Origin of the sequence: Methanococcus aeolicus Nankai-3, from assembly GCF_000017185.1 — an archaeon.
GTDB classification, from domain to species: Archaea; AGJL01; Methanococci; order Methanococcales; family Methanococcaceae; genus Methanofervidicoccus; species Methanofervidicoccus aeolicus.
Genome location: NC_009635.1, coordinates 251,705 through 267,792, shown reverse-complemented (window position 1 = coordinate 267,792; position 16,088 = coordinate 251,705). Strand labels below are relative to the sequence as shown.

Here is a 16,088-nt window from a genome sequence, read left to right as displayed (position 1 = left end):
TTATTTTAAATGTTTGTACCAAACATTCATGTCTTCCAGCTTTCCACAAATATTCGTGTTATTTACAAGAGTTCCCGTATATTTATATCCAAGTTTTGCAAATGTGATATTCATGCCCAAGGACAGCGCCCTGGCAATTGTATATGCTACTCTAATCCCTTTATTTCTCATTTCATCTTCCATTGCAAAAAGTAACTGTTGGGCTAATCTATGACCTTGATACTCTGGCAATACAGCAAAATCTGTCATTTCAACACATCGATTTTCCTTATTTATTTCGGACGATGCCGCTGCCACGATTTTACCAGAATGTTTTATTGCAAAATAAACTACATTGGAGTTCATCATCTTAATAATATAATTTGGGTCATAAATTGGGAATGGGTAGGTTTCAAACACTTTTTTATACAAATTTGCCAGTTCTCCCGCGTCATCTTTATTAACAACACCCAATGAGAAATTGGAGTCTAAATTAGAGCATGATTTAATGGGTCTTTTATTTTCTGCAACATTTAATACTTCCTTCACTTTTTCAGGAAACCTACTAATTTTTCTATCCTTACTAAAATATTTTGACATAAATATTGCATCATCATCTAAAAAATATCCCTTTACAAAAGCCTCTTCCACATAACATTCATTTTCAAACTCTTTTTTTAAATTATTTGGTATCACGGCGAATATCTTTGTATATTCTCTCTTAACACAAATTTCATTTAATTGTGGCAATAATTCCCCTATTTTATCTTGATTCAACTTCATCAAATATATTCTATCGTTCAAATCACTCAACTGAATAACTGAACCATGGATATTTGTTATTTTATCCATTATTGTCCCTTTTATCAATTCTTTCAGTTCCTTGTGGAACTAGAGATATTGTGTCATCTGCCGAATTAAAGAGTAACTTCTCTATTCCAACTAAATCATGCTCTTCTCCTTCCTCTGCCAGCCCTCTTTCACAGCCCGTACAATCTTTACTGCAATCATCCTGGTGCTCTGGTTCCTTGTAGGTGGTAATAACGCCCTCATAATTTCTCAAAATAACCCTGTCAGTCCCCCATGAAATTACATAGTTTGGCATGACTGGTATTTTACCTCCTCCGCCAGGTGCATCTACAACATACCTTGGAACTGCAAATCCACTTGTATGGCCAATTAAACTTTCTATAATTTCAACTCCTTTTCTCACAGATGTACGAAAATGTGAAAGCCCCTCCGATAAATCACACTGGAAAAGATAGTATGGTCTTACCCTATTTGCAGCCAATTTTTGATTAAGTTTTTTAATGACATTTGGACAGTCATTAACCCCCCGCAATAATACTGACTGATTCCCCAAAGGAATTCCAACATCTGCCAGTTTTCTTAATGCATTTTTTGAAGATTTTGTTATTTCTTTTATATGATTAAAATGAGTATTTATCCATAGCGGATGGTGCTTTTTCAGCATATTTACTAATTCATCGGTAATACGATAAGGTAAAACCACAGGAACTCTCGTACCTATTCTAATCACTTCAATGTGTGGTATACTCCACAACTCAGTTAAAATCCAGTCTAAATAATCATCAGGCAAAAGTAGTGGGTCCCCCCCTGATAAAAGAACATCCCTAATTTGAGGGTTGTTTCGAATATAATCCAGTCCTTTTTCTATCTGTTTTTTTGACGGAATACTATCTGTATCGCCTACTTTCCTTTTACGGGTGCAATGACGACAATATACCGCACAGGCATGACTGATATAAAATAATATTCTATCTGGATAACGATGTGTTAATCCTGGAACCGGAGAATCTTTATCTTCAGCCAATGGGTCAGCCATCTCAAAGTTCTCGGTTATTAATTCTTCTACGCCAACAAAAGACTGCTTAAAAATAGGGTCTTCTCTGAAGTTTTTTACATCTATCAATGATGCATAATATGGCGTTATTGACAGTGGAAATACATCTGCTGCTTCCTGCAATTCTGCTTTTTCGTCTTCATGGAATTTTATGCCTATAACTTCTTCAAAAGTGTCTATATCCCTTATGGAGTTTTTCAACTGCCATTTCCAGTCATACCATTCTTCCAAGCCTATATTTTTTGATATCTTTTCTGCAAAATCTTTATGTTTCTTATCAAATATTTTCTCCATTATATACCTCATTAGTTTATTATTTATTAATATGTGGAGGTCGATGCCTAATTACACTATTACACTATTCTTTATGGAAAGAATATATGTGGCAATAAATCTCGATAAAACTACCCTCAACAACCTATTTAGATAAAATACCTACTTAAAAGTAGTAAATAAAAAAATCATCAACATATAATTCCCAAACAATATAGGAATATATAAATCGTTATGGCATATGCCGAGATATGTTATAAATTTACATCATAAAAAAATCAATAATGACAAATCTGTGCTAAAAAACATGTTTAAAACCCCCATAGTTGATATTTTTGTTTTACCATATAAATACTTAACGGCGCCCATATAAAAACATGTTAAATTTTCATTTATCATAGTTTTCTTAATAAATAATATTTTATTGATGTTTATTTAATATTACAACAGAAAATATTAAATTTCTAATCAATGATTTTAAAAAAGTAAAAAATAGTAAAAAAGATATATAATTAATAGTTTATATTTAATTTTTTTAATATTATTCTACCCGAAGATATATGGTTTTTTCATAATTTTTATATTTGCAGGTGATGGTTAATGTCCCCTTCTCAGCGAAATAAACTGGAATTGTTGCAAATCCTCCATCGTCAGTGGCTCCTTCATAATTAACCCCGCATCCATCTATTTTAATGTTTGCATATGGGCAACTTCCTATTTTTGAAGGGTCGTAGGAGGCAAGACCTGCCATAATGTGGATTTTTTTATCATTTAATTTTATGCTATCTCCAGTCTCTCCTTGAACTATAAGATTTAACCTCACAGAATCATCATAATTGGTATCTGGACTGGTATTTGGCTCAGTGTTCGCATCTGCTCCATTAAAATATAAAAAAATGGCAATTGGAATAATTATTAAAACTCCAACTCCAATTATTAATTTCTTATCCATTTATTATCCCTCATTATTATCGTGGTAATTATCACTATGGACATGATAATTGCACCATATGGCGCGGGAGATTTTACGGGCGTATTTGGAGTATTATCCCCTGCACCCAATATATTTGCATCAAGAACTGATATATTTGTAAAAGGATGGCTGCCCAAATGTTGATCATCCCATCCAGTAATATTAGATTTTAGACCCTGGTCCCCATTTCTTAATGAGAAATTCCCTAAGGATATATTCCCATTTTTGAAAGACTCCCAGCCACTTGAACCATTTGCATATCTTATTTGTAGGTATCCTGATGCATTATATTTTTCACCATTAACAAATAGCTCAAAATCGGAACCATTTAATGACATTTCAATTTGATAGGTCTTATCTTTTTCCATTTCAAGCGAAGGGAACACTATACCAACTGAACTTACATCACCTTCTGTTGTATTCCCATAAAGTTTAACGGTATATTTTGAAGTATTGTCCTTCCATATCTAATATCCAACTTCAAATCTAAAGCTGTCGTCGTCCTGCTGTAATATATGATATGCCCATGAATGGTCACTACCTTGCTCATTAATCTATTCATCCAATTCCGTAGAATTCATATCAGGAGTATAATTATATCCTAAATATATACTTGTAGAAGTATCAAATGAAGAATTATAATCCTCAAATACATCCCCCACTATTGCATGGGCATTTGAAATTACCAATGTTGCAATAATTAACAGGAGAAATGATTTTTTCATATATCCCACCTTTACTAATATCGCCCAATATTTATTTAACTCATTATACATATTTCTCATTGAAAAAATTAATAGCTATATCATAACTCGTTCCATTCCTCATAAATGTTTATATCCTCTCCGCCATATGCCCCATCGAATTTATCAATTTTAACTATTGCAGGAAGTTTTATTGCAGTTCCTGTAATCACCGCCTCACCAATGCCAAGTGATGTAAGGTCTTTTACTAAATCTTCCCCTAAATCCTCAGAAGCTTTTTGGATATATTTTTGGTCTTCTGGTTCTACTATTCTAAGTATAATTTTTGTATTTGTCTGGCTCAAAACATCTTCGTTTAATTTTTTTGGTTGCTGTGAGATTATTCCCAAACCTATTCCAAATTTTCTGCCCTCTCTTGCTATTTTTCCGAGCCAGTATGAGGCATCGGTTTCCTTATTTTTTGGAATGTATATATGTGCCTCCTCAACAATCATAACAATTGGTTTTGTAAGTGCTGGAAATTTGGATTCCAACTGGTACATCGTATTTCTCGCGGAGCTCCGTATCTTTTCATCATGATTGTATAAATCCCTTTTTGATTTTGCATATGAAATTCTATTTGTTAAAAGCTGTTTTGCAATATATGAAACTAATGCTACCATCTGATTTACTTCAAAACCGCTTAAATCAACTATATTTAATTTGCCCCTTTGAAAATTCTCAATAATATCTCCTTTGGTAATATTTGCCGAAAAACCTGCTTCAAAATCTCCAATAGCATCTAACACAGTAAGCAATGTGTCTGTGTCTTCTTTATCCAACTTCCTACTGCCATATTTATTTTTTATGTGATTGTAATATTTTACTTCCCATCCAACAATAGAATTATTTGCCCATTCACCAATTAAATCCATTATTTGTTCAACAAACACTTTACCTCGATACTGTTTTTTATATTCCTCCCTTTCTTTCTACTTTATCGTATGGAATGCCATATTTAAGAATATTCTTTCCTTTCTATTATCTTCTTTAAGTCCTATTAAATCTGCAAATTCTGAGGGAGACATAATTGAAGGGTCTAATTTTGCAGTCATAGGATTTAATCTACCTTCCATATCCTCATGACTCATTGACATATACTCCCCATGCGGGTCTATTATTACAGTTGTGGCATTTATTTTTGCGAGCTCCCTACATAATACTGCAATTGTGTTTGACTTACCTCCCCCAGTGACTGCTAAAACTGCAAAATGCCTTGAAATAAGTTTATTTGTGTTTAAATACACTCTTACAGAATCCCGTGTTAATAGATGCCCCACATTTAAACCTTTATTATCATAATATAATTTAGATAATATTGAATCATCCCCTAAAAGTGCTTCACTATTTGGTTTTATTGGACTTCTATTTGGAAGTAAATTTTGTCCATTTAGGGCTCCCACGATGGAAACTACGCCCAATAATTTATCATCTTTTGCCCTAATATTTTTAATAATCCCCAATACCTCAATATTGTCAATATTTTTAAGTAATACAAACTCCCCGAATCTTATTTTTTTATCACACATTATTTGACATTCAGATATTCCCGTATCCTCATAAACTACACCGATTTTGTTCATGGCGTCACCATAATAATTTATGTAATATATAAATAATAATAATAATAATAATGTCCTTTTTTTATTGATATTCTTTAATTGATAACAGCAATTGTTTAGTAAGATTTAATGTGTAATCATCAACATTTCTTTTATTCTCAATATATTTATATATCTCAATCATTAGTTTTCTCTTTAATATCTCTATTTCTGGAAATTCATTACTGTCCATATATTCTTCCAAATGTATAAGCAGATGGTAGGCCACCGTAGGATTATTTTCATTTACATATTTTACTACCAGTTCCATAATATATATTTCAATATTTTTTATCTTATAATGTAGGGTAATTTCATTTAACAATGGTGATGTGATGATTTTATGGGTTGTTTTATTTTCAAACATTAAATTTTCAGCACCGTATTTTGCATTAATGTATTTCTCGTCGTCCGGATTTAATTTTAAAAGTTTTTCGTATGTTCTAATGGCATCATTAAATTTTCCAAGATTTTCATAAGTGATGGCAATGGATTCTAATATTCCTATATTGGTGGGGTCTATACTCAACGCATTATTATATACCCCAAGTGTTTCCCTATATTTTCCCATTTTAAATAAGACATATCCTTTTAGACTCCATAAATCTATATTATCCATATCTCTGTTAATCTGTTTATCAATATAATTAAGGGCTTCTTCAAAAAAATCAATATTGTTGGTGATGTCCCCCATTCCAATGAGTGTATATGTTGTAATCAGATATTTCTCATCATCAGTTAAATGCTCCATATATAGCTCAAATAAGTTGTCAAAGCATTCAAGGGCAAAATCATATTTTTCAATATTATAATATAATATACCTAACCCCAAGTATGCATAAGGTAAATCGTCATTAATATCCAGTGCTTTTTCATAGCAGTTGATTGCATCGTTGTATTTTCCTAATTTAAAAAGAATATCTCCTTTTTTACTAAAAAATATGTCTCTCTCGACCATTCTTAAAGAAGTATCTATACAAGATAGTGCTTTTTTATAGTCTCTAAAATACTCATAAATACAACTTTTATAATATATTGGGAGCTCATTTAATTCATTTAATTCATATGCTTTATTGATATATTTTATTGCATCAATATATTTTTTGCTGTTAAGTAAAGATAATCCTCTTTCAATATATTCAAAACTATCTATATTTTTAATTGTAATATTATAATTTTTTATAAAATCTCTACATACACTATTTGGATTTAAATTATAACATTTTTTAAAAATAATATGTGCTTTTTCAAATTCCCCAAAATATATCAATATCTTCCCCATTTTTATAAGTGCGGAGGTATTCTGTCTATTTTGTTCATAATAACTATTTAGATTAGTAAAAGCCTCTTCCAGGTAACTTTTATTATCTTCTAAATTATAGGATTCATCTTCATCAATATATCTGCCAAGAGCATAATAAATACTACCTTTTAGATAATGATATTTTGTTGGATTATCTTGATTTAACTTCAAAGCCTCATTAATCGCATCAAATGAAGCTTTATAATCTCCCAGTTTATATAATGCATAAGCCATAGAATACCATGCCTTATCATCATTTGGATTTTTATTTAGTGCATTATAATAACAATCCGCTGCATTTTTGTAATCTTTAACATCTAAATAATTATTACCGTCTGAAATCCACCCTTCGAATGATTTAATTTTTTTTATAATCCTATCTTTAATTTTTGCAATGCCAAACATATTATCGCCTGTTTTATTAAAATTACACTTAAATATACATCAATATAAATAATTATAATTTATATTTTTTATCTTTTATCTTTTTGGTAGGAAGACTATTCCGAAATAGTTAGCAAATCATCATGTGAAAGAAATGAATGCCGAATAGTTAAATACTCCACAACATTACAACATAATATAAAAAAAACACTTCGCGATAAAAAATGATAACGGCTCACAAGTTTAGAGTATGCTTCAACGAGGGAGCTCCCAAAACTTGGAAATAGTATTTACTAATTTTTAGAAAATACATTATTAAAATAATCCAAAATATTATTCTGACCTGCCCCCACGAATAATTCAGCAGAGCATTGCAAAAATTAATAAAAAATAAGATAAAAAAATAATTAATATGTTTTAGCAATAGAAATATACTTTTTCCCATCATATTCAGTAGTCCCCAATACAGAAGCATCAATTTCTTCCTCAAATTCCTCAGTATATATATTTTCGTCATAAGGAACCAATACAACTCCTTTTTTGGTGGATAATGTTTCTTTAATGTTATTAACATCATGATTATCCAATATTGTAATAAAAGATTTAACTTTCTGTTCTGCCTTTTCTTTAATTGTATTTTCTATTGAATCAATAAGAGTATTTAGCTCATTTAATAAATTATCCTCATCTATTTGGAATTTTTCGCCTGTATCTCTTCTGTAAATTGTTAATTTATTATTTTCAATATCTCTTGGTCCCAACTCTATCCTTATGGGAGCTCCCTTTAATTCCCAGTCATTAAATTTCTTGCCTGGTCTTATATCTCTATCATCTAATTTTACTCTGTATGTGTTTTTAAGTGATTTATATATTTCTTTTGCTTTATTCATTGCAATTTCTTCTTTTCCTTTAAATAATAATGGAATAATTATAATCTGGTGCGGAGCTACTTCTGGTGGCAATATAAGCCCTTTTTCATCTCCGTGTAGTGCTATTATTGAAGCTATTATTCTATCTGAAATACCATAGCATGTTTGGTATGCGTAGTCTTTTCCTCCTTCCGGGGTTTCAAACTCCAATTCAAAAGTTTTTGCAAAATGCTGCCCCAAATTATGCACCGTCCCAATTTGCATAGTTTTTCCGTCGGGGAATATAGTATCAAAAGCCATTGTATAATCTGCACCGGGGAATTTGTCCCATTCTGGTCTTTGCGATACAATTGTAGGAACTCCCATCCTATCAAAGAATGTTTTATATATATTTAGTGCAGTTTGCACCTGTGCCTCAGCCTCTTCGCTAGTGGAATGTGCTGTATGTGCCTCTTTAAAGGTCATTATTTCTCTTAATCTTATAAGTGGTCTGGTGTGCTTTGTTTCATATCTAAATGAATTTACAATTTGATATATTTTTATTGGCAAATCTGTATGAACTTTTATCCATAATTTCATCATGTGATATATTGGAGTTTCTGATGTTGGTCTTAAAGCAAGTTTTACATCAAGTGGAGTAGTTCCCCCATGTGTAACCCAATAAACTTCCTCCTCAAATCCTTTAATATGTTCTCCTTCCTTTGCCAATAAATCTTCTGGAATTAACATTGGGAATAGTGCTTCATCGTGGTTTGATTCGTCAAGCATATCTCTTATGGCTTCAAATGCATATCTTCTTATTTTAAATCCATAGGGGAGATAAACACCGCAACCTTTTAAAGGATATCTTAAATCATATATTCCAGCTGTTTCAAGTATATTATGATACCATTCTGAAAAGTTTTCCATCATTTCACCGTTTTATGCGTATAGTTTAATTAACTGCATATTAAAAAAATATTTAATATTATGATAATAATTATTTTATAATTGTTATAATCATAATTATCTTGATATTGTTATAGTATTATTATAATGATAGTATACTATTATTATAACTATTGCTATTATTAAATAGGTTTTTGAGCAAGTTATATTATTTATAAAAGTAATAACATCTATTATTTATATTATTTGATAAATATGCATATTTTGTAAAAATATAAGTTAAAATATATTTAAAATATAAATTATACAAGAATTATATAAAATATTATAAAATATAATCTATAATATTATATATCATATTATGACGAAACAATATAATTATAATGAACTATAAAAATATAGGGACTGATAACATGAGCGTTGATTTTGTTAAGATTGCGGAAAAATGGCAAAAAAGATGGGAAGAAGATAAAATATTTGAAAATCCATCTAAATTAAAATATACGGAACAAGAAAAAAAAGATAAATTTTTTATTACAGCAGCATTTCCTTATTTAAATGGAGTGCTCCATGCTGGACATTTAAGAACTTTTACAATTCCCGAAATAACGGCAAGATACCAAAGAATGAATAATAAAACAGTATTATGGACTTTTGGTTTTCATGTTAGTGGAACCCCAATTATTGGATTGGCGGAGCTCCTAAAAAAACAGGCACCAGAAACTATTTGGGCATACAACAAACTTCATAATATTCCTATGGGGGAGCTCCAAACACTCACAACACCAGAAAATATAGTAAATTATTTTTCAAAAAAGGCTACGGAATCATTTAAAAAAATGGGATTTGCTCTTGATTGGAGAAGGAACTTTAAAACAGATGACGAAACATTTAAAAAATTTGTAGAATGGCAATTTTTAAAATTAAAAGAGAAAAATTTAATAGTAAAAGGTTCGCACCCTGTTAGATATTGCCCAAGTTGTGATAATCCTGTGGAAGACCACGATTTATTAAAGGGGGAGGAGGCAACACTTCAAGAATATATATTGTTGAAATTTAAAACAAAATTAAATATCGAAATAGACGGCGAAGATAAAGAATATGAATGTATAATCCCAATGGCCACACTTAGACCAGAAACAATATATGGAGTAGTCAATGCTTGGATAAATCCAAATGATACATACCACATAATAAAGGTTTATGATGAAGTGCAAAGCCAAGAGGAAGGTAGCGACGAAATATCGTTAAAATATAATGGCATTTGGATAGTAAGTAAAGAAGCCTCAGATAAACTTAAAAATCAAGATAGAACAGTAGAATTAATAAAAGAAATAAAGGGAGAGGAATTGGTAGGAAAAATTGTAATAAATCCAGTAAATAATAAGGAGGTTCCACTATATCCTGCTGATTTTGTGAGCTCCGAAATGGGAACAGGCTGTGTAATGAGTGTTCCAGCACATGCTCCAAAGGATTTTGTAGCACTTAGGGATTACTACAGTAGCATTAATAAAGAATTAACTGATGATGAATTAATATCCCTTATAAAAATAGATGGATATGGAAAATATCCTGCAAAGGAAATTGTAGAAAAAATGGGCATAACAAACCAAAAGGACGAAAAATTAGAGGATGCCACACATACAATTTATAAACAGGAATTTCACAAGGGGATATTAAATGAAAATTGTGGAGAATATGAGGGAATTGCCGTAAGGGACATTAAAGACAAGTTAGCAAGTGATTTTATAAATAACAATATGGCCGAAACACTTCAAGAATTTTCCATTCCAGAAGTGGTATGTAGATGCGGTGAAAAATGTATTGTAAAAACTGTTAAAGGGCAATGGTTTATTACATATTCTGATTTAGAATGGAAAAAAAAGGCACATAATTGGGTAGATAAAATGAATTTTGTGCCTGAAACTATAAGGATGGATTTCCACAATAAAATTGATTGGATGAAGGATAAAGCCTGTGCAAGGAAAAAAGGACTTGGAACAAGGTTTCCATTTGATAAAGATTGGGTTATTGAAAGTCTTTCAGATAGTACTCTATATATGGCATATTATACAGTGGCAAAAACAATAAATACCAACAATATATTGCCAGAACAACTTATTCCAGAGTTGTTTGACTATGTATATTATGGAAAAGGAGATATAAACGAAATATCCAATAATACAAAAATACCTGTTGAGTTAATAAATGAAATGAGAAATGAATTTGAATATTATTATCCGCTTGATTGGAGATGTTCGGCAAAAGACCTTGTTCCAAATCATTTAACATTTATGATATTTAACCATGTGGCTTTATTTGATGATGAAAAATACTACCCAAAGGGAATTGTTGTAAATGGCTATGTAACTATTGAAGGTAAAAAATTGTCTAAATCAAAAGGTCCTGTTCTTCCTATTGAGGAGGTTGCAACAAATTATGGTCCTGATGTAGGTAGGTTTTACATTACAACATGTGCGGAGCTCCCCCACGATGCAGATGTTAAATTTAAAGAAATGGAACATGCAAGGGATAATTTAATTAGATTTTATGAATTGGCAACAGAGTTAAAGGATACAGAAAAAACAATAACAGAATTATCCACCATTGATAAATGGCTATTGCATAAAGTTCATTCTGATTTAAAAATAATAAATGAATCATATAATGAATTCCAGCTTAGAAAAATAGGAACTTTATTTTATGGTTTAACTCATAATTTGAAGTGGTATAAAAGAAGAGGAGGAAATAACAACCAGCTATTAAAATATGTTGTTGAAATATGGACAAAGGTATTGGCACCAATTACACCCCATTTATGCGAAGAAATTTGGGAGATGTTTGGATATAATAAAAATAATAATTATATATCAAATGAAACATTCCCGCAACTAGATAATAGTTATATAAATGAAAATTGTGAATTGGGGGAAGAATTCATAAAAAACACAATGGACGATATAAGAAATATAATAAATATAGCAAATATCGCCCCAAAAACTATTTATTTATATACTGCTGATGACTGGAAATTTGAAGTTTTAAAAATTATGATGGAAAATAAAGGAGCTCCCGTTAATAAAATGATGCCATTGATTATGAAAAATGCAGAATTAAGAAGATATGGAAAAGAAATTCCAAAATTAATAAATGAAATAGTTAAAAATGGAATTTCTAACCCAATAGACGAAGAGAACATATTAAATGATGCAAAACAATTCCTTGAAAATGAATTCCAATGTAAAATAATTGTGAATGGGGAAGACATTGGAAATAAAAAGAGATTTGCAATTCCAAATAAAGTTGCTATTTATATTGAATAATTTTTTATATTTTGTATTATATATTTTATATATTGTATTTTATTATTTTAATTTCAAATATTATAATATTTTTTAGAGTTTTAATTTCCAGAAAATTTTGAGATACCGTGCGAAGCACGGTTTAGACTTCAAAAAAGAACCGGGGAGGGTAAATATGATAGAAGATATAATTACAGCAATTGTGGCAATATTGATATTAATTATAATAATAAAAGTAGCAATATCCGCAATAAAAACAGCTTTTAAATTGGCAATTGCTGGAGTTTTATTTATAATATTATTATATGTTGCATTGAAATTTATATTTTAATTATTAAATAATTTATTTAAGTTTATTTTTATATTTAATTTTAGTAGTTATGGTGAATTATGAATAATTTTAATGATTTTAATAATTTAAAGATTGAAGAATTTAAAAAACACCCCATAATTCATAATTTGGTAGATTGGGAGCTCCTAAAAGAAACCACAAAAAACCAGAATATAAAATTATTAGATTTTATTGGAAAGGGGCACAGAGGAGTAGTTTTTAAAGGATTATGGTATAATAACGATAATACTAAATATCAGCATATAGCTTTAAAAGTCCCAAGAGTTAATTCAAAAAATACCATAATAAATGAAGCTACAATAATGATGGAAACAAATAAATTTGGAGTAGCCCCAATAGTTTATAATTATTCTGAAAATTTTTTGATGATGGAGCTCCTAGAAGGAGTTAATTTAAAGGATTATTTGAAACAGGATAATATTGATAAAAGGGAGCTCCTACAAATTATACGACAAACAATGAAACAATGTTTAAAATTAGATTTGCACAAAATAGACCATACAGAAATACAAGGCGGGAAGCATATAATAATTAATAGGGAAAATAACAATGTCATTGTAAAATTATTGGATTTTGATAAGGCAAAAAAACAAAATAAGCCACATAATTTTACCGGTGCTATATCTTTATTTTATGGCAAATGTTATACTTCAAAAAAAATAAAAGAAATATTAAATATTCCAGAAAAAGATTATGTCGTAGTAAGGGAGCTCCTAAAAATATATAAAAATACCATACTTAAAATATAATATTAAGGGAAAGTATGAAAAATTATTTATTAATTTTATCCTGCTCAAAGACAAAACACCATAAATATAATATTCCTGCAATAGATTTATACAATGGTATGTATTATAAAGTTTTAAGAAAAAATTTTAATTTAAAAGAGAATAATAATAACAATTTAAATATTTTAATTTTATCGGCAAAATATGGATTAATTAATTCAAACCATATAATAGATTATTATGATGAAGTAATGACACCCAAAAGAGCAAAAGAATTACAAAATCAAGTAATTACAAAATTAAAACAAGAGTTAAAGAATAACAATTATGATGAAATATTTATAACAATGGGAAAAACCTATGAATTGGCACTAGGGGACAGGGGAAAAGAGATATTAAAAAATAATAATGCAATAATTGGGCATGGTATGATAGGGGAAAGATTATCACAACTTAAAAATTGGCTTATTTCAATAAATAAATAAATAATATAAACGAAACAAGAACAAAATGAGGGGATAATTATCACAATATCATTAAATGAATTTTGGGAATGTATTGAATCAATATTGGGATATAAATTTAATGAGGAGCAAAAAAATAGTGTAAATCACAAAGATAATCCACTGTGGGTAGTAGCAGGTCCGGGCTCTGGTAAAACAGAAGTTCTGGTAGTTAGAACGCTAAAACTAATATTTGTAGATGGAGTTAATCCTAAATCAATAATCTTGACCACATTTACAAAAAAGGCATCACAAAATCTATTTGATAGAATTATAAAATATTCAACTAAATTATATGATTTATATCCAGAATTAAAAGGGAGCTCCATAGAAATACACAGTTTAAGAGTTGGCACACTTCATAGTTTATGCAATGACATAATGAAGGAATACAAATATACAGACTACGAAAATTACAAACTAATAAATGAAATTGAAAATTATATATTTGTATATAATTACTGTCCCATTGCAAAATATGGAGCTAGATATAAAGAGATATGGACTAAATTTAGATGTTTAGTAGGTAGATATGATAAAGATTTATGCTGTCAGATAATTGATTATAAAAACAAAGCTCGGCTAACCAGTGCAACCATCACTTTATTTAATAGAATTATCGAAGATAAAGTTAATATTGATAAATTGAAAAATGGCAAAATATACCATAAAAAATTAGCCGAGGAATGCGAAAAATATTTGGAAAAATTAGAAGGATTTAAATTGTGCACATTTTCAACAATTCAATTAAAATTTATAGATTTTCTAAACTCAGAAGACGGCGAATTGTTTTTAAGTGGCTCGGGATATAATCCACCAATAAAACATATTATGGTAGATGAATACCAAGATACAAATCCAATTCAAGAGGAAATATATTTCAAAATGGCAAAACAAATTGAAAATAATAATTTATGTGTTGTTGGCGATGATGACCAAGCTATGTATAGGTTTAGGGGCGGAACAGTAGAATGTATGGTAAATTTTGATAAAACCTGTGTAGAAAAATTCAATATTCCCATAGATAAAATTAATAAAATATTTTTAAAATCAAATTATCGTTCCCACCCAGATATTGTAAAATATTATGATGACTACATAAATTCATATAAATATACAAAAGATGTGGAAATGGAACGAGCCAGAGTAAAGGATAAACCGCAATTAGTGGCAAAAAAAGAAATGGATAAAGAAACAATTGACAATTATTTAGCTTTAAATTATATTGAAAAAGAAGACGATGAGAAATTAGCCGAAGAGGTTGCAAATACTATAAAATATTTTAAAGACAATGATATTATTGAGGATTACTCCCAATGCGTAATATTAATAAAAAGCACAAGGGAAATTGATTATAATGGCAATGATTCATTTATTGGGCATATTAGACAAAAATTATTGAATAATGGAATTGACATATATAATCCACGGTCAAAGAATTTTTTAAATCAAGAGGAAATAAAATTGGCGTTGGGGGCGTTTATATCTATTGTTGATACCGACATAAGCGTTTTAGAAAATAATTTAAGGTCTCAACCTATTAGCAACGAAGTTGTAAAATGGTATGAGGAATATCAAAACAATAAAAATAAATATCCAGAATTGAAAAAATATGTGGATAGTAGTGTAGAAAAACTAAAAACTATGGAAGAGGGCAGTTTTATTAATTCTTCCATTGAAAATATACTTTATAAAATATATGCCTGTTATCCATTTACGGAATGGCTAAATGACGAGGAAAAAAGTTATAGGTTGGCAAAATTAACAAATTTATTTAATAGCTATTCTACAATACCCACGGAAAATTTAATAAGCAAAGGAAGTATTTCAATTGATGGGCACACCAAAGGTAAAGTTGATGTAAAATGGTTAATAGAATTTTACGGCTCATTGGTGGGGCACTTTTTAGGGGGTATTGACGATATTGAGGACGAGGAAATAACTATTCCAGAAGGAAAAGTTCCTATAATGACGGTGCATCAGGCAAAAGGTTTAGAATTTCCGTTTGTGTTTGTATATCTCCAAAAATGGCAGAATAAAGCAAATGACGGGGCAATATTAGAACGAGAATTTGCAGAATTTACGGATTTTAAGAGAATATCCACAATACCACGAAAAAAAACATTTCAAGATATTATTAGATTTCATTATGTGGCATACTCTCGGGCTCAATATGGGCTTATACATTTATGGACATCTGATATAATAGACAAAAAAAATAACCATAAATTATATGGATTTATAAAAGAACACCCAAATAATTTAAAAATATATATTAAAAATACTTCGTATTTTAAGAATAATATAAATAAAATTAATTAAAAAA

14 protein-coding genes are annotated in these 16,088 nt (G+C 29.6%); 5 read left to right on the top strand and 9 right to left on the bottom strand.

The genetic code is table 11. The features are described 5' to 3' along the window. From ablB to proS, 9 genes are all read right to left on the bottom strand, one after another. On the bottom strand, nt 1-831 hold the full coding sequence (gene ablB / locus MAEO_RS01205; RefSeq protein ID WP_011972963.1) for a putative beta-lysine N-acetyltransferase: 831 nt from the start codon (nt 829-831) through the stop codon (nt 1-3). Beyond that, nucleotides 824-2,137, bottom strand: a complete 1,314-nt coding sequence (gene kamA / locus MAEO_RS01200; RefSeq protein ID WP_011972962.1) for a lysine 2,3-aminomutase — start codon at nt 2,135-2,137, stop codon at nt 824-826. The genes ablB and kamA overlap by 8 nt, the downstream gene beginning before the upstream one ends. 520 nt (nt 2,138-2,657) lie before the next feature. After that, on the bottom strand, nt 2,658-3,068 hold the full coding sequence (locus tag MAEO_RS01195) for a hypothetical protein (RefSeq protein ID WP_011972961.1): 411 nt from the start codon (nt 3,066-3,068) through the stop codon (nt 2,658-2,660). Next, on the bottom strand, nt 3,053-3,475 hold the full coding sequence (locus MAEO_RS01190; protein WP_048062348.1) for a hypothetical protein: 423 nt from the start codon (nt 3,473-3,475) through the stop codon (nt 3,053-3,055). Before MAEO_RS01190 ends, MAEO_RS01195 begins: the two co-directional genes overlap by 16 nt. A 168-nt stretch (nt 3,476-3,643) precedes the next feature. Continuing rightward, the gene (locus tag MAEO_RS07850; RefSeq protein ID WP_157196814.1) at nt 3,644-3,814 is read right to left on the bottom strand and encodes a hypothetical protein; all 171 of its coding nucleotides are present in this window, start codon (nt 3,812-3,814) and stop codon (nt 3,644-3,646) included. A gap of 80 nt (nt 3,815-3,894) precedes the next feature. Continuing rightward, a complete protein-coding gene (locus MAEO_RS07975) occupies nt 3,895-4,725 on the bottom strand; it encodes an ATP-binding protein (RefSeq protein WP_232202528.1) in 831 nt (276 codons plus the stop codon). Between the two features lie 39 nt (nt 4,726-4,764). Beyond that, the gene (locus MAEO_RS07970) at nt 4,765-5,415 is read right to left on the bottom strand and encodes an ATP-binding protein (RefSeq protein ID WP_232202527.1); all 651 of its coding nucleotides are present in this window, start codon (nt 5,413-5,415) and stop codon (nt 4,765-4,767) included. Between the two features lie 61 nt (nt 5,416-5,476). Beyond that, nucleotides 5,477-7,141 (bottom strand): tetratricopeptide repeat protein, encoded by a 1,665-nt coding sequence (locus MAEO_RS01180; protein ID WP_011972959.1) that lies wholly within the window; start codon nt 7,139-7,141, stop codon nt 5,477-5,479. Nucleotides 7,142-7,527: 386 nt separating this feature from the next. Beyond that, complete coding sequence (gene proS / locus MAEO_RS01175) at nt 7,528-8,898, bottom strand: proline--tRNA ligase (protein WP_011972958.1); 1,371 nt, start codon at nt 8,896-8,898, stop codon at nt 7,528-7,530. 392 nt (nt 8,899-9,290) lie between these two features. Between proS and leuS the strand changes: the two genes are divergently transcribed. The 5 genes from leuS (at nt 9,291) to MAEO_RS01155 (ending at nt 16,084) form a co-directional block, all read left to right on the top strand. Beyond that, complete coding sequence (gene leuS / locus MAEO_RS01170; RefSeq protein WP_011972957.1) at nt 9,291-12,200, top strand: leucine--tRNA ligase; 2,910 nt, start codon at nt 9,291-9,293, stop codon at nt 12,198-12,200. Between the two features lie 154 nt (nt 12,201-12,354). Continuing rightward, nucleotides 12,355-12,510, top strand: a complete 156-nt coding sequence (locus MAEO_RS07845; protein WP_157196813.1) for a hypothetical protein — start codon at nt 12,355-12,357, stop codon at nt 12,508-12,510. A 59-nt stretch (nt 12,511-12,569) separates the two neighbouring features. Next, the gene (locus MAEO_RS01165; RefSeq protein WP_011972956.1) at nt 12,570-13,280 is read left to right on the top strand and encodes a protein kinase; all 711 of its coding nucleotides are present in this window, start codon (nt 12,570-12,572) and stop codon (nt 13,278-13,280) included. A gap of 14 nt (nt 13,281-13,294) precedes the next feature. Beyond that, the gene (locus MAEO_RS01160; protein WP_011972955.1) at nt 13,295-13,744 is read left to right on the top strand and encodes a DUF6884 domain-containing protein; all 450 of its coding nucleotides are present in this window, start codon (nt 13,295-13,297) and stop codon (nt 13,742-13,744) included. Between the two features lie 84 nt (nt 13,745-13,828). Further along, complete coding sequence (locus MAEO_RS01155) at nt 13,829-16,084, top strand: UvrD-helicase domain-containing protein (protein ID WP_011972954.1); 2,256 nt, start codon at nt 13,829-13,831, stop codon at nt 16,082-16,084. Nucleotides 16,085-16,088: the final 4 nt, after the last annotated feature.